Annotated in this window: 13 protein-coding genes and 1 pseudogene; 8 read left to right on the plus strand and 6 right to left on the minus strand. The window is 68.2% G+C overall.

The window, feature by feature from the left end:
- Window positions 1-285: 285 nt before the first annotated feature.
- Window positions 286-375, minus strand: a pseudogene (locus tag ACPPVO_RS23155) (IS5 family transposase); the annotation flags it as partial.
- A 106-nt stretch (window positions 376-481) separates the two neighbouring features.
- Here ACPPVO_RS23155 and ACPPVO_RS23160 point away from each other — a divergent pair.
- Window positions 482-1,177: a hypothetical protein gene (locus ACPPVO_RS23160; protein WP_426513262.1), complete on the plus strand. Its 696-nt coding sequence runs from the start codon at window positions 482-484 to the stop codon at window positions 1,175-1,177.
- A gap of 150 nt (window positions 1,178-1,327) precedes the next feature.
- Window positions 1,328-1,930 carry an SMI1/KNR4 family protein gene (locus tag ACPPVO_RS23165; RefSeq protein ID WP_426513263.1) on the plus strand — a complete coding sequence of 201 codons (603 nt, stop codon included), beginning with the start codon at window positions 1,328-1,330 and terminating at the stop codon, window positions 1,928-1,930.
- A 375-nt stretch (window positions 1,931-2,305) separates the two neighbouring features.
- On the opposite strand, the gene ACPPVO_RS23170 is transcribed toward ACPPVO_RS23165, so the two are convergent.
- Window positions 2,306-2,479, minus strand: coding sequence for a hypothetical protein (locus ACPPVO_RS23170; protein ID WP_426513264.1), 174 nt, complete (start codon window positions 2,477-2,479; stop codon window positions 2,306-2,308).
- Between the two features lie 257 nt (window positions 2,480-2,736).
- Here ACPPVO_RS23170 and ACPPVO_RS23175 point away from each other — a divergent pair, with 257 nt between their 5' ends.
- A complete protein-coding gene (locus ACPPVO_RS23175; RefSeq protein ID WP_426513265.1) occupies window positions 2,737-3,192 on the plus strand; it encodes a hypothetical protein in 456 nt (151 codons plus the stop codon).
- Window positions 3,193-3,298: 106 nt separating this feature from the next.
- Here the strand turns inward: ACPPVO_RS23175 and ACPPVO_RS23180 are convergent, their stop codons facing one another.
- Window positions 3,299-4,405 carry an amidohydrolase family protein gene (locus tag ACPPVO_RS23180; RefSeq protein WP_426513266.1) on the minus strand — a complete coding sequence of 369 codons (1,107 nt, stop codon included), beginning with the start codon at window positions 4,403-4,405 and terminating at the stop codon, window positions 3,299-3,301.
- Window positions 4,406-4,646: 241 nt separating this feature from the next.
- On the opposite strand from ACPPVO_RS23180, the gene ACPPVO_RS23185 reads away from it, so the two are divergent.
- Entirely contained in the window at window positions 4,647-5,102 is a 456-nt protein-coding gene (locus ACPPVO_RS23185; protein WP_426513267.1) for an Imm10 family immunity protein, read from the plus strand.
- Between the two features lie 48 nt (window positions 5,103-5,150).
- Here ACPPVO_RS23185 and ACPPVO_RS23190 read toward each other — a convergent pair whose 3' ends face one another.
- Entirely contained in the window at window positions 5,151-5,378 is a 228-nt protein-coding gene (locus ACPPVO_RS23190) for a hypothetical protein (RefSeq protein WP_426513268.1), read from the minus strand.
- 164 nt (window positions 5,379-5,542) lie between these two features.
- Between ACPPVO_RS23190 and ACPPVO_RS23195 the strand changes: the two genes are divergently transcribed.
- Window positions 5,543-5,959 carry an MmcQ/YjbR family DNA-binding protein gene (locus ACPPVO_RS23195; protein WP_426513269.1) on the plus strand — a complete coding sequence of 139 codons (417 nt, stop codon included), beginning with the start codon at window positions 5,543-5,545 and terminating at the stop codon, window positions 5,957-5,959.
- Window positions 5,960-6,234: 275 nt separating this feature from the next.
- Here the strand turns inward: ACPPVO_RS23195 and ACPPVO_RS23200 are convergent, their stop codons facing one another.
- Window positions 6,235-6,840 (minus strand): AAA family ATPase, encoded by a 606-nt coding sequence (locus ACPPVO_RS23200; protein ID WP_426513270.1) that lies wholly within the window; start codon window positions 6,838-6,840, stop codon window positions 6,235-6,237.
- Between the two features lie 311 nt (window positions 6,841-7,151).
- On the opposite strand from ACPPVO_RS23200, the gene ACPPVO_RS23205 reads away from it, so the two are divergent.
- The 3 genes from ACPPVO_RS23205 to ACPPVO_RS23215 all read left to right on the plus strand — a co-directional run bounded on the left by ACPPVO_RS23205 (window position 7,152) and on the right by ACPPVO_RS23215 (window position 10,251).
- Window positions 7,152-8,315: an IS110 family transposase gene (locus ACPPVO_RS23205; RefSeq protein ID WP_426513271.1), complete on the plus strand. Its 1,164-nt coding sequence runs from the start codon at window positions 7,152-7,154 to the stop codon at window positions 8,313-8,315.
- A gap of 251 nt (window positions 8,316-8,566) precedes the next feature.
- Window positions 8,567-9,082: a hypothetical protein gene (locus ACPPVO_RS23210; RefSeq protein ID WP_426513272.1), complete on the plus strand. Its 516-nt coding sequence runs from the start codon at window positions 8,567-8,569 to the stop codon at window positions 9,080-9,082.
- A gap of 746 nt (window positions 9,083-9,828) precedes the next feature.
- Entirely contained in the window at window positions 9,829-10,251 is a 423-nt protein-coding gene (locus tag ACPPVO_RS23215; protein WP_426513273.1) for a hypothetical protein, read from the plus strand.
- Window positions 10,252-11,153: 902 nt separating this feature from the next.
- Here ACPPVO_RS23215 and ACPPVO_RS23220 read toward each other — a convergent pair.
- Window positions 11,154-13,934 (minus strand): RICIN domain-containing protein, encoded by a 2,781-nt coding sequence (locus ACPPVO_RS23220; RefSeq protein ID WP_426513274.1) that lies wholly within the window; start codon window positions 13,932-13,934, stop codon window positions 11,154-11,156.
- Between the last annotated feature and the right edge of the window lie 38 nt (window positions 13,935-13,972).

Here is a 13,972-nt window from a genome sequence, read left to right on the forward strand (position 1 = left end):
CGTCGGCGGGTCCGGTAGTTGCCAGCGGCGTTGGCGGGTGGCGGGTCGGCCGCGATAAGACGTGTTCACCAAGTTCCGCGCGTGCCGCCCCGCACGACCGCTACGAACGACGTACAGGATCGCGTCCACAATAGAGCGTCGCGGATGACGCTCCATACCGTCGCTGCCGTTCCACACGTGTACATCGACTGTCCAAGCAGGACGAAGCCGGCACCCCGTCCGACACTCATATCAAACACGCTCGTTGAGGTCTGGCTGGGTGTTCGCGACGGGGCTGTTGGCCTCGAGCACCGCGGTGAACTGCGGGCTGTCGCCGCGCTGCCCGGCGGTGATGACGACGGCCAGCGCCTTCTGGCCTTGCTCACAGGCCAGATGTCTATGCGGGACGGCGTCCTGGCAGCGTGCCGTTCCGCCGTCCGCACGGCTGAGCCCGATCCTCGCCGTGGGCGGCGGTCACCGACGGTCGCCTACGCTGTATGCCATGAGGTCGGAGAAAGCAAGCCCGCATCGTGACGCGCTTGACCGGCTGGGCCAGCAGGCCGATCACCGAGACGCGGAACAGGCACTTCTGGCGGCGGGGTGGACCCCGTGCGGCGCCGGCGACTGGGCGATCGCGCTTCGCTCGCCGGACGGCACGGCGGCCGCGCGGATCAGCCCGTTCGACCCGACCGGCCCGTATTCCGCGGCGCTGTACCGGGAGGCCGTGCACACCCGCCAGGTCCCGGAACTGTTCGCGTACCGTCGTCTGACCGGCGGCGGTGACCTCCAGGTGCTGGAGTGGCTCCGACCCGTCCCCAAGGACGAGGCCCTCGCTTTTCACCGGGCGATCGCCATGCGGGCCCCGGAAGTCGCCGATCTCGTTGATGTCGTGCGCCGTGTCCACGAACGAGCCCGGCGAGAGCTGCCCTGGTGCGGACCGCTGGACAACAACCCGGCCAATGTCATGCGCGCCGCGGACGGGCGACTCGTCGTCGCCGACCTGTTCTACGCCGACGGCCCGAACCTCTACGCAACCGCGGCCACGGTCCCCGATCGCATCGTCGCGCTGATCCCGGAAGCCGAGCGCCGGTTCATGACCGAGATCCCCCTGGCTGGCTCCGGGCCTTGGGAGCCCGGGGCGCAGGAGGCGATGCGAGCCGGGCTTGCGGCGGCCGATGCCCGCAAGGCGAATGCCTGACCCGGGTTCCGCAGTCCGGGCGGGAGCGACGAGACGGCAGAGAAGTGCTTCGTGGGCCGGCAGGGCACTCTCAGGCTGTTCCCCGTCTCCTGGCGCGCGCATTATCAGCGGCCATGAGCGGACGCTCGGGACGGCTCCCAACGATTTGGCATGATGACGATCATGTCTTGGAGGCAGCGGATCATAGAGGTGACCGGCGCGCGACCGGAGCCGCGTGACATCGACTGGACGCCGGTCGAGGCCGAACTGGGTACGACACTGCCTCCCGACTACCGCGAGCTGTGCTCGCTGCTCGGTGACGGTTACTACTCGGGATTCCTGCGGCTCCTGCAGCCGCGCGGTGAGGCGGCGGCGACGGACGGCCTGCTCTATTCCTTCCGGTGGAACCGGCGCCATCCGGAGTATGCAGGGCTCTACGCGCCGTACGACCTGTACGGCGGTCCCGGCCAGCCGGGTCTGCTCGGCTGGGGTTCCGATCAGACCGAGGGTGACTACTACTGGCTCGCCGACGCGGAGGTCGATCCGGCGGCGTGGCCGGTGGTCGCTCGCAAGGACGGCATCGAACCTTGGCACCGATATGACATGAGCATGTCGGAGTTCATCCACCACATGCTCACAGATCATGGCTTCGAGCCGTTCACGGTAGCCGCCACGACAGCGAGGCCGTTCCTGCTGCCTGAGGGTGTTCAGATCGCCACGGTGGAGGAGTGGAACGCATGGGCGAACCGTACCGACGGCAGTCCCACCGCGTGACCATGTCGATGCGAGCCCAGCAGGTGGCTACGGACTCACATCGGCCAGTTCAGTGCGTCGCTTGGCACCGCGACCTCGTCACGTGGCGTGACGGACGTGGTAGAGCCTGCCTCAACCTCCGCGGCATGTGCGGGCCGCGGTGGGGTGTCAGAGTCGTGGTTTGGTCTGCCCGAACGGAGTGGCACCGGCGCACCGGTCTGGGCAACTGCACGCGCTCTGGCGCACGAGACGGTGCCGCAGAGCGGCGGAGGCGTTCGGATGGTGGGCGATGAGGCTGCGGTGATGAAACCAGCCGCTGCCGTGTTTCGCTGCTTCCTCATCCGCCAGGCGCTCCAGCGCAGTCCCTGTGGTGTCCAGGTGCAGCAACGCGTTCCACTAAACCCAGCTGTCCGGATCCTGCAGCAGCCGGTCGAGCGCGTCGGGTGGCGTCCTCGGGTTCCGGGCCGCCCACAGCCGAACCGGGCGGATGGGATCGTCGGCCAACTGCCGCAAGCGCTCCGTGGTCGTTCGTGATGAACGCGCCTCGAGAACCCGCCGATAGCCAGCCATACGGTCGCCGTACGACGGAACTCCCCAGCAGCCTGTGCCACGAGCCTCATGATCACAGAAGGCTGGGTCCGGTAGTTGCCCGGGTCAGCAACGGCAGGGCAACACCGTGGCCGTCGCTCTCACGTCGGCACGATCGGAAGCATCGGCCTCGCTGGCCACGCACCGTCGGTGACGAACGCAGGCCGATCGCCGCACTCACGCAGCGGCAGATGTGTGCACCCCTTGGTGCTGTTCGCCGCGTCCGGCATGCTGATTCGATGCAAGCCGACGACATCATCGCGCCCCTGGCAGCGTGGTCGCCGTGGCTGCCCTTCAATGATGCGGCCCTACGCGCACCTCGCCTTCCGGGCGTGTATCTCGCCCGAGAAGGAGCGGGAGGTGAACTCGCCTACGTCGGCATGGCCGGTGAACGCCGTGGTCAGGGCCTACGCGGTCGGCTCACCGTGTACCGCCGTGGCAAGGCTGCCGTCAGCGGGCTGGGCGAGGCGGTACTGGATCGTGCGCTGGCCGATCCGGCGTTCGTACGAGCCCATCTCGACGAACTCCTTGCCGGCCGGCCGAAGCGGGCCGCAGCGTGGGCCCAAGATGCTTTGCGGCATGCCGACCTGCACATACGATGGGCTGTCACCCCAGACCGGCCGATGGCTGCGGTTCTTGAGCGAGCGGTTCTCGACGCGCTGGCTGCATCACCGTTGTGGAACCGGGCGCGATAGCGCGCGTCGCGACAGCAGAGTGCAGGCGCGTCCTACCGCTCTTGGCGGCGTTTCGGCTGTCCCGTTCATGGTCGAGCCGTAGGTCGGTGGACGAGTGTTCGCGCCGTCAGGACCGCGCGGCGATCGTGATCGGTTCCCCGCCGAGGTAGACGTTCACCGGCCTGCGCAGGGCGGTGATGTCGGCGAGCGGATCTCCTTCGACGACCAGCAGATCGGCGTCGAAGCCGGGTCGGATGCGGCCCTTGCGCTCCGGTACACCGCAGGCATCTGCCGCCTGCACGGTGGCGGCGGCGAGCGCGGAGGCCGGGTCCATGCCACTGGCCACGTATTCCTCGAGGGTGCGCGGCAGGACACCGTGTGGCTTGGCCGGGCCGATCCCGGCATCGGAACCGGCGACGATCCGCGCGCCGGCCTTGAAGAGCCGGGCCACCCCGTCCTGCAGAATGGCCTGGGTGAGACCGGCGCGCTCGGCCATGGCGAGCACCTCGGGTGGTACGACAACGGCAGGATCGGACCCGAGCGTCGGGCAGACCGCGACGCCGGCCGCGGCCAGTGCGGTGGCTAACTCGCCGTCGATGTGCGCGCCAGACCGGGTCACCGAGGTGCAGTGCTCGATGCCGTCTACACCGGCGCGCAGCGACTGCCAGACGGCGGCGTGTGCGTGGGCGTGGGCAGTGACCGGAAGGCCGTGCGCATGCGCCTCGTCGACGGCCGCCGCCAGCTCCTCGTCGGTGAACTGGGTGCCGGCCGTGTCGGTACCGGGGGTAAACACGCCGCCGCTGGCCATGACCTTCACGACGCGGGCTCCCTCGGCCACCCGGTCGCGCACCGCTCGGCGGACCGCGTCCGGGCCGCGGACCTCGCCGCCGAGGAACCAGCAATGACCGCCCGGGATGGTCAGCGGCGTGCCCGAGGCGATGACGTTCGGGGTGCGGGCACGACTGTTCAGCACGGCGCTGTGAGGGTCGCCCAGGTCGCGGACCGTGGTCACGCCGGCCTCCAGGTGCGCGCGCAGTGAGTTCTCGATCGTGGCGGTCAAGTCGTCCGGCGTGGCCTGCGCCAGGCGGTCGGGAGCGGCCTGGCCGGCATCGGCACACAGGTGGACGTGGCAGTCGACGAGGCCGGGCAACAGCGTGCCATCAATCACTTCTACGGTACTCGGATGATCGCCGAGACGTACCTCGGTAATCCGGCCCCCGGCCACGACCACCACACCGCCCTCACGGTGCAGCCGGTCGCCGTCGAAGATCCGGGCAACTCGGATCATCACCACGCGCCCTCCCCGCTCGACACGCCGGCCAAAGTAGACGGATGACCGTAGAGACGTCGGATCACACTCAGCGTGGCATCAGCATCCACCATCGGGATCGGCCCACCGCACGCCGCGCGGCATAGCGGATATCCTGCTCATCTCGTGGTACGCGCCTCGGCCCAGCTGTGATAGGAACGGCGCCATGCCGATCGAGTTCGTCGCGTGTGTGGCCGGCGTCGATGACGAGTACTGCATGGTCGCCGCCGTCGGGGAACGAGACGACGGCACCGGTCGCGCCCTGATCTTCCAAGCCGGCGATGAGCCTCCCGACGCTCAGGACATCCAGTTGGGCATGGACACCTACTGTCTGGTCACCGAGCCCCACGGAACCGCATACGGGTGCGTTCGCGAATTGAGCATCGACGGCGACCGTATGCGCGTTGTCGTCGGCGAAGACGCCCTCGCCGACCTCCACCTGGAAGACGCCGAGATCGTCGTCGAACTGGCAGCGGATACGCAGACGCTCGCGACTTTCCGGGAGTACTTGGCACGGATCTTGACGTACGGGGCGACTCGACGCGCGGCCGGCAGTACTGCGCCTCTGACTACTGCTGAGCGCAAGCCCCATGATGACCGCCTGCGCGGATCGCGGCTATGAGCGGACGCCAAGATCAGCTAGTCGCCCGCGGTCACGGAGACTGAGTGGTCAAGATTTCTGCCGGTCCGGTGGCCGTAGTTCCTCGATCATCGCCAGGGCTGCCGGGTCCATCGGTGTGGGTACGTCCGCGGGCCGGATGACCTCGTCGCCCTGCGGGTCGTAGATGGTCAGCTCATAGCGTCGGGTGAGTTCGTCGACGAGTTGCAGCGCAGGTTGGCTGCGGTGGCCGTGAGTCAGCAGCATGCTGACGTGGTCGATGCCGACGTTGGGAGCCATCGATCGACATCCACGGGCCTTGGTGGTCGTAGGGCGGGAAGTCCGGGTAGCGGGCGCAAAGGTCCTCGTAGAACCCGACGATGCGTCGTCCAGCTCGCCGTCTGGGTGGTGCAGGCGTCGACAGCGCTGCACCATGGCCCGTTGCCGACCGTTATTGTCTGCCTATGTCCGGCCCTGGAGACGTGCCACCGGGAATCTTGGACCGGCTGCGACCGATCTGCCGACGGTTGCCCGATACATACGAGGAACCGGCCTGGATCGGCGTCCGCTGGCGGATCCGCAGGCGGACATTCGCCCACGTCTACACGCCGGACCCGGAACGTTTTCCGCTCTACGCCCAGCATCTGATCGCCGGTGAGGCACCGACCGTGATGACGTTTCGCGTACCGATCGACGACCTGCTCGGCCTGACCGCCCGCGGCTTCCCGTTCTTTCGCGCCCCATGGGGCCGCAACGTCGCCGCTGCCATCCTCGGCGACCACACCGACTGGACAGAGATCGCCGAACTGATCACCGACAGCTACTGCGAGATGGCCCCGAAGTTCCTCGTCACCCGAGTCGCCCCTCCGCTGAACAGCTGATCCGCAGCACGGATGAGAGGACGGCAGCCATCACCACCTGCAACGTCCCGATCAGATCGGAGCCCCGCATCGGTCTCGAGAAGGCATGAGCGAGCGAACTGAAACTCGGCAGGACAGGAGGCCTCGGCGGTCGCCACTCCCGTCACTCACTGTGGCCTCACCGTCCTGCCGCCGCGCAGGATCAGCGGCATGTCCGGATGCCAAGATCATCTTGCCTTGATGGACTTCCGGCCGACCCGCCTCGTGGGCAGAACAGGAAGCTGCGGCACCTTCGTTCAGTCTTGTGTCTGGCAGCCCTGCGAGCCCGGCTGCGGAGCGATGCCGAAATGTGTGATGGTCATGTCGGCCACGTCAGCGGGATTCCGCCTGGTGTTGTCGATGCGCAGGTAGTCGGTACGGTCGTCGAACCGGCCTCCCGAGCCGAGGCGGTACTGCTGATCCAGTTCGAGCAGGTTGCGCTCCGAGAAGGCGACATCCCGCTTGGACGGCTTCTCCGCCAGGCGTGACACGCCGCGATTCCGCCGGAGCCGTTCCTCCTGACTGGCCTCGAGCTCAAGGAAGAGGACCCGGCCGCCGCGCCGTCTGAACGGCTCCGAGAAGCCATCCACCGCCAACTCATCGTCGGGAAGGTCGAACGCCCAGACAAAGGTGAAGATCAGTCCGGGCAGATCGCTGGCCGCCACCTCTTCGATCAGGTCGCGACGGAACCGGTCAACCAGCCGCCCGAACGGCGGACTACCGAACGGGAAGAACCGAAGCACCGGCTCAATCGCCATGTGGTTGTGGAACAGCCGCAGGCCGGTCCGGGCGGCGATCTGCTCGCCCACGGTCATCTTCCCCACGGCTGGCGGTCCGACGATGAACAGCAGCGTCCCAGTCACCTCGCCAACGCTAGCCATCTTCAACCTCACGATCGAGACGTTTACCGACCGCCCGCGTCGGCGCCGGATACCTGCGCGCTCATCGGCATCTTGTTGACTGGCGGTACGACCGCAGCCCGGCCAGGCTGGGTCGAGGTGATCGGCAGGGTCGCTCTCTCATCGGCTGCCCGCTGTGGTTTGGTGTGGCTCTCTCGTGGCGTGCGTCCTGCCGGTCACCGCGGCGTGGAGTGGCTCCAGAGGGGTCTGCATAGCTCGAAGATGCGCTGCCCTCCCGTCGACATCCGGTCGTCGAGTTGCAGCGGGAGCAGCGTATGGCGCGCGTCATCATCGGCATGGACCCGCACAAGCGGTCCGCCACCATCGAGATCATCAACGAGCGGGAGAAGGTCCTCGGGCAGGGCCGGTTCGGCACCGACCGTGACGGTTACACCGCGATGCTCAGACTCGGCCGGCAGCACGAAGACCGCGTCTGGGCCGTCGAAGGCTGCAACGGCGGCCAGCACATCGCCCAGCGTCTGGTCGCCGACGGCGAAACCGTCCTGGACGTGCCCGCCAAGTTGTCCGCACGCGCGCGGCTGTTCGACACGTCGCAGGGCCGCAAGACGGACCCGGGCGACGCGCACTGCATCGCCGTCGCCGCGCTACGGGCCAGCGGCCTGCGGCAGGTCGTGGTGGATGACGTCACGGTCGCGTTGCAGGTGCTCGTCGACCGCCGCGACGAGTTGGGCCGGGCGCGCAGCGAGGTGCTGAGCCGGCTGCACCAGTTGCTGCTCGAGCTCGTGCCCGGCGGCGCGAAGCAGTTCCTGTCCGCGCCGCAGGCCCGGGCCCTGCTCAACACGGTGCGGCCCCGTGACATCGTCGGTCGCACCTGCCGGCAGCTGGCCTCGGAACTGATCACCGAAGTCGCGGTCATCGACAAGAAGATCAAGACCGCCAATACCCAGCTCACCGAGCTGATCGCCTCGACCGGCAGCACGCTGCAGCAGCTCAACGGCATCGGCCCGTCCGGCGCTGCCCGGCTCCTGGGCGATATCGGCGACGTCGGCCGGTTCGCCAGCCGGGACCACTTCGCGTCCTGGAACGGCACCGCACCGATCGACGCTTCCTCCGGCGACCACCACTGCCGCCACCGGCTGTCCCGAGCCGGCACCCGGCGCATCAACCGGGTCCTGCACATCATGGCCATCGTCCAACTGCGCAACGACACCGAAGGCCGCACCTACTACCGCAGGAAGCTCGCCGCGGGCAAGAGCCCGATGGAAGCCACGCGCGCTCTGAAACGCCGCCTGTCCAACGTGGTCTACCAGCGCATGATCAACGACGCTCAACACGCTGAGACAGGCCCGGGAGGGCACATGGGAGCGACTCTGCAATCCAGCGCGGCCAGCTCAATCCCGACAGCCAGCACTTCGGACAAGCCACTTCCCGGACCCGCCACGACCCACTCTAAAACACCAACTCTGGCGGCCTCTTGACACAGAGGGGCGCCACGAGTCCGCACCAGCGGCGCCAAGACGGCGCCACGCAGCGTGACGATCTTCGGTCGGCCGACGCGCGAGAACCGCAGCGCTGCAGAGGCGACATTTGGTGGGCACGAGGGGCGCTCGCTGCGTGGTGAACTCCCGGTTCCGGCGGTGCTTCAGCGACGGCGATGCGACGCTGCGCTCGGAAATCGGCTTCGACGCGACCCGTTGGATGTCTCGGCCCGCCGGCCGGCGTGTGCTGCATGACCCCACCAGGGTTTGGGCTGGTGTTGTCTGGCACGATCACCGCCATGGCGAGCACGGATGCGTATCAGGAGAAGTACAGCTTTCCAGCCAGCTACGCGCGGCTGCTGTTCATCTGCGTCGCGTTCGCCTTCGGCGGGATCTTCGTGGCGCTGCCGGTCGCCACGCGGATGGTCGAGCTGGTCATTTTCGGCGGCGGGGGCCTCGTGCTGACGTTCCTTGGCCTCCGGGCCACCAGGCTGGTCGCGCTGCGGGTAGACGAGAACGGCATCACGCTCGGCGGATCGCCGATGCAGTATGCGTCGACCACCACCATCGTGCCCTGGCCCGAGATGCGCACGGTGCGCCTGACCCGCCAACCGGAAGGCCCGTCCCTGCCCGTCATCACTGCCGTGCCGCACGGCCAACGGGAGCCGGTGAGCAAGACGGTGCAGGGCTGGCGGCTGGACTCCGAGCGGCTCGGCGCAGCGCTGAGGGCGTTCGCGCCGGGGGTATACCTCAACGACCAGCGGTAGCAGTCGCTGCGCAAGTGCCAGACCACTCGGCCCGCCGGCGGCGCCGAGCTCAGCGAGGGCCGTCATGGTCCATTCGCACTGCAGCGCTCCGAGAACGCCGACGACCTCATCGAGGTGTTCGAGGAGTTGTTCCCCAATGTCCGTCCACCCGTTGCGTGAGCCGCATAGGCGTCGACCGGCCAGACTCCTGGTGTCTCGCCGTTGTCGCTGTCATCGACTGACGCCGTCTCGGCGGGCCGGGCTGGGCGGGGCGGCGGTAGGCCATTCTGCAATGGTCTGCCCCTGACCAGTCCAACCAGTCGACGGCGACGAGCACGTACCGCAGGCTGCTGAGGCCGATGGTCACGTGCACGCACATCGGCTTCCGGTAGCCGTTCCTTCACGAGCTTCCGCTACCCAACGTAGCGACGGCAGAGCAACGTTCGATCCGCCGCCCTGACCGCGTCCAGCGCCGCGACCTCCTGCTAGGCGGGTCCCAAACTCACCGACAAACGATCAAGGGGACGTGACGCGCATGGGCCCGGAGGTCACGCACATCCGGGCCCAGTTCTCACGGACCGAGCCAGACGGCGGTTGACCTACCCGGCCGCACCTATCCGATCGGTGGGCTGCTCACCGTCGCGATCGAGCCTGCCCGCCGGCTTCGGCGCCGGAGGGATCGGGAGCTCGCCGTGGCCGCCGTCACGGTGGCGTGCACAGCGCTGTGGCTGACCACCGGATAGCGTCGACGCCCGGGGGTGCGGCATATGCAGTTGGTGACGTTCGAACAGGCCCTGGTCGGCCGGCTCAACGGCAGCGGCCAAGGCGAGGTCAAGAGCTACCACGAGCTCAACGCGCGGTGGCTGTACGGCCTGGTGGTCAAGACGCACGACGGCACCGTCGCGTTCCGGATCACGAAAGGGTCCGGGACCGGCGACCCGAAACCCACCGAGGAAGAGCAAGCCGCCCACGACGCCTACGTGGCCCGGGCCGGCGCCGGGAAGGTCGAACCCAGCGCGAAGGGCATGGACGCCGCAGCGGCGAAGATCTCCACGCTGATGCGGGATGTGCTCGCCGCCGTCATGCTGCCGGGCGCGGTCCGCGTCGTCGGGCCGGGCGCCGGGGACCAGCCCGGGGTGAAGGTCGTCTTCTCGACCGACGCCGAGATTTACGTCCGGCCGGTCCTCTGACACGGCGAAACGAGCCCCGGCCCGATTCCGAAGGGGACTGAGGCGGGCGCTTTCGTCGGACGCTCACACGCGACGGGATGAGCGCGGCTTGCCAGCGGCGCTGGCGGGAGTGGTCGTCTACGGCGTTGTGCAGGTAGCTGTAGCCCAGGATCGGTTCGCCGCGTCGGACGCGGGTGACGCCGGGCATGGCGGAGCGGTTGCGTTTGCCGGTGTGACGGCCGACGGCTCGGTGACCGCCGCCAGCGCAGCACCGTCTCGGGGCGCACCAGCAGCCGCAACCGGTGCAGTACATCACGCGGGAGCCGGTGCGACAGGGCCGCCAGCAACGCCCGGTCGGCCGGGGCGAACCGCACCTTCGGCGTGCTCAGTTGACGCTGCAACACCATGATCTGATGTCGCAGCGCGAGGATCTCCGAGTCCTTGTCCCCTGTTGGTCATGGGCAGTAGGCGCAGCACCGCGAACATGTTCGTCACACCCAGGTACGCCAGTCGCAGCAACACGAACGACCATCCTGCCGCATCGATCACGGGGTCCGCGAGCACTCCGCAGCAACAGACCCGACCAAGGTCACAGCGCTTCATACACCGCCTCCCACCAGCACGGACCAAGTTTTCGGCAGGAGCAGCCCACTCGGACACACCACCGAGCACGTCACGAAGCAGCACCGCATCGAGCAGCCCGCCGGCCGCCCCCAACCGTTCGGACATCCGCGAAAAGTTGGGCGGAGGCCGGACGACCCACGGATCCCGGGCGCCGCGATCTTCGACAAACATGAAGCCCTGGTCAGCGTTTCCGCTGGCCAGGGCTTCTGTGTCCGGCTGCCGATGGGGCTCGAGCCGCTGACCCTGCTGATCCGTAGTGCGGCCGGTCATGTGGTCAGGCCGCGGTCGGTGCCTCCGGGTCAGTTCCGGAGGCTCCATTGCTGGTTCGCGCCGCCGTTGCACGACCAGAGGATGATCTTTGTGCCGTTCGCGGTTCCGGCGGCGTTGGCGTCGAGGCAGAGCCCGGACTGGACGCCGGTGATGGTGCCGTTGGCGTTGATGTTCCATTGCTGGTTGGGCTGGTTGTTGCAGTCCCAGATGATTACCTGGGTGCCGTTGCTGGTGCCCTGGGCGTTGGCGTCCAGGCACTTGTTGCCGTACACCTGCAGCTGCTTGCCGGAGGTGAGGGTCCAGCGCTGGTTGCTGCCACCGCCGCAGTCCCACAACTGGACCTGCGTCCCGTTGGTGGTGCTCGAGTTCGGCACATCCGCGCATCGGCCGGACTGGCCGCCGACGAGCTGCGAGCCGGATCCGGTGGGCGAGCGCCAGAGGGCCGCGTTGTCGAAGTTGGCCGGTTCTGTTTCGCCCGCCGCGCCGATGGTGTCGGTGGTGGTGACGGTGATGGTGGCGTCGGGCAGGCCGGCCGACTTCGCCGTGATGGTCGTCGTGCCGGCGTAGTAGGAGCGGAACTCGATGGCCGCCTTCCCGTCGAACGCATTGGCGCCGGGGGTGAAGGTGTACGACTTACCGCCGGGCAGGACGCCGGGTCCGCTGGTGACGCTCAGCGTGATGGCGCGGGTGTCGTTGACCCAGGCCCCGGAGGCGTTGCGCATCGTCACCACGAGCTGGGTGTCGATCATGCCGTCGTCGGTGACCGTCGTCGACGAGTACCGCCCGGTCTCCAGCGTCATCGCGGTCGCGGTCGCGCTCGTGGACTGTTCCCGGGCGACGGGAGTGGGATCGGCGAGGTTGGTGGTGCCTGACCACTTCGCCTTGTTGGCCCGGTACCAGTACCACTGGTTCTTCGGCAGCCGATAGTAGTCGATCATGCCCATGCGGGCGAAGCTCGGGTCCATGATGGTGCCGTGGTCGAAGCCGGCCCAGATGGCCAGCCCGGCGCTGCCGGTGGTGAGTTTGAACCTGCTCGGATCGTTCGGGTCCTTGACGTCGGCGTACGTCGGGTCGTAGGTGCCGGGCCGGTCGGAGGTGTAGGACCCGTACTCCGAGACGACGTTCGGCATCCACGTGTTGGCGATCTTTCCGCCGTCGCCGTTGTAGCCGGCGACGTCGCAGACCGAGAGCTGGTCGAGCGAGTTGCGTTGCACGCCGCCCAGCGCCGCCTTGCGGGTCGGGTCGAGCTGGTGCGAGTAGTCGCGCAGCTTGCTCGCCAATGCCTTGGCCTTGTCGAGGGTGGCGGAGGAGGTGAAGAACACCTCGTTGCCCATGGACCAGTTGATGATCGAGGGGTGGTTGCGGTTGACCCGGATCATGTCGCGCAGCGTGTCCATGGCGCTCTGTTCGAAGCCCGGCTGGTCGGCGGCCTTCTGCGGGTACCCGTCGGCCTGGTAGTCGTTGGGACTGCCGGTCGGGGTGGGCTCACGGCCCGCGGTCGCGGTCGCCCAGAAGTCGGTCTCCGACCAGAACATCACGCCGAGGCTGTCCGTGGCGTCGGCGAAGGCCGGGTCGTGGGGATAGTGCGACCCGCGGATGAAGTTCATCCCGGCCTCGCGGATGTAGCGCACGTCGCGCTGGAACCCCGAGTTGGTGACCGCGTTGCTCCAGCCGCCGTGGTCCTGATGGGCGTCCGCCCCGACCAGGAGCGTCTTGGCCCCGTTGAGGTAGAAGCCGTCCACCTTCCACTGTGCACTGCGGAATCCGAACGTCGTGTCGTACGTGTCGACGATCGTGCCGCCGACCAGCAGCGCGGTGGTCACGGTGTACAGCGCGGGGTTGTTCGGCGCCCACAGGTCCAGCCCCTGCAGCATGGCGGCGGTGTTCGACAGGGAGCCACTCACGGCGTCGAGCGTTGTCGTGCTCGCCGCGGCGAGCGTCCGCGCCGGCGAGTCGAACGTCGCCAGTACCGTCGCCGACCCCTGCCGGCGCACCTCCTGCCGGGCGGAGACGTCGACCGGCGCGGCGCTGTCGTTGCGCACCTCCGTCTGCACCCGCACGTTGGACCTGCGGGCGGCGACGTTGGCGCGCAGGTCCGCGTCGCTCGGGTACTGCGACAGGTCGATGCTGCGGTAGTAGGCGGGGTTGCTGGTGTCCCAGATCGGATTCGTCAGCGCGGGCGTGCTGACGAACGTGCCGTACCACGCGACGTGGACGTTGTCGGTGACGTTCACGTACACGTCGCGGTAGATCCCGCCGCTGAACTGGTGGTCGCCGGTCCGGGGCGCGAGGTCGGCCCGCCAGCTGTTGTCCACCCGTACCGACATCTCGTTGTCACCGGCTCGGAGCGCGCTGGTGATGTCGAAGGTGAACCCGGTGTAGCCGCCCCGGTGGGTACCGACCTTCGTCCCGTTGACCCAGACGTCGGTCACCGAGAACGAGCCCTCGAACTCGAGCTCGACGTGCCTGCCGTTCCAGGACGACGGGACGCTGAAGTGCTTGCGGTACCAGCCCGCACCCACGTAGAAGGACCGCCCGCCGTTGGCGCCGCCCACGTCGTACGGGGCGTCGAAGTCGTGGGGCAACGCGACCGGGACCCACTTCGAGTCGTCGAAGTCGGGATTCTGGGCTGCTGTCACATCCGAACGGATGAACGTCCAACCCCGGTTGAAGTTGACTTTCTGCCGCGGGTTGGAGGCGCTCAGCTGGCCGCTCGGCGCCCTCGTGCCGGCATGGACCGCGGCCGGCGTTCCCGCCAGCCCGGCGATGCTCACCAGCAGGAGGATGAGGACGAACGCACTTCTCTTCACGGTGTCTCCACGGTCGGGCGGGCGGGTGTGGAATGTGG

Source organism: Dactylosporangium sp. McL0621 (genome assembly GCF_049995355.1).
Lineage (GTDB): Bacteria > Actinomycetota > Actinomycetes > Mycobacteriales > Micromonosporaceae > Dactylosporangium.

Bases quoted from the DNA above. Each gene is read 5' to 3' on its own strand.
- ACPPVO_RS23195 (WP_426513269.1), top strand. From the start codon at position 5,543: ATGTCCGGCCCTGGAGACGTGCCACCGGGAATCTTGGACCGGCTGCGA.
- ACPPVO_RS23160 (WP_426513262.1), top strand. From the start codon at position 482: ATGAGGTCGGAGAAAGCAAGCCCGCATCGTGACGCGCTTGACCGGCTG.
- ACPPVO_RS23190 (WP_426513268.1), bottom strand. From the start codon at position 5,378: ATGGCTCCCAACGTCGGCATCGACCACGTCAGCATGCTGCTGACTCAC.
- ACPPVO_RS23215 (WP_426513273.1), top strand. From the start codon at position 9,829: ATGCAGTTGGTGACGTTCGAACAGGCCCTGGTCGGCCGGCTCAACGGC.
- ACPPVO_RS23185 (WP_426513267.1), top strand. From the start codon at position 4,647: ATGCCGATCGAGTTCGTCGCGTGTGTGGCCGGCGTCGATGACGAGTAC.
- ACPPVO_RS23165 (WP_426513263.1), top strand. From the start codon at position 1,328: ATGATGACGATCATGTCTTGGAGGCAGCGGATCATAGAGGTGACCGGC.
- ACPPVO_RS23175 (WP_426513265.1), top strand. From the start codon at position 2,737: ATGCAAGCCGACGACATCATCGCGCCCCTGGCAGCGTGGTCGCCGTGG.
- ACPPVO_RS23205 (WP_426513271.1), top strand. From the start codon at position 7,152: ATGGCGCGCGTCATCATCGGCATGGACCCGCACAAGCGGTCCGCCACC.
- ACPPVO_RS23170 (WP_426513264.1), bottom strand. From the start codon at position 2,479: ATGGCTGGCTATCGGCGGGTTCTCGAGGCGCGTTCATCACGAACGACC.
- ACPPVO_RS23210 (WP_426513272.1), top strand. From the start codon at position 8,567: ATGACCCCACCAGGGTTTGGGCTGGTGTTGTCTGGCACGATCACCGCC.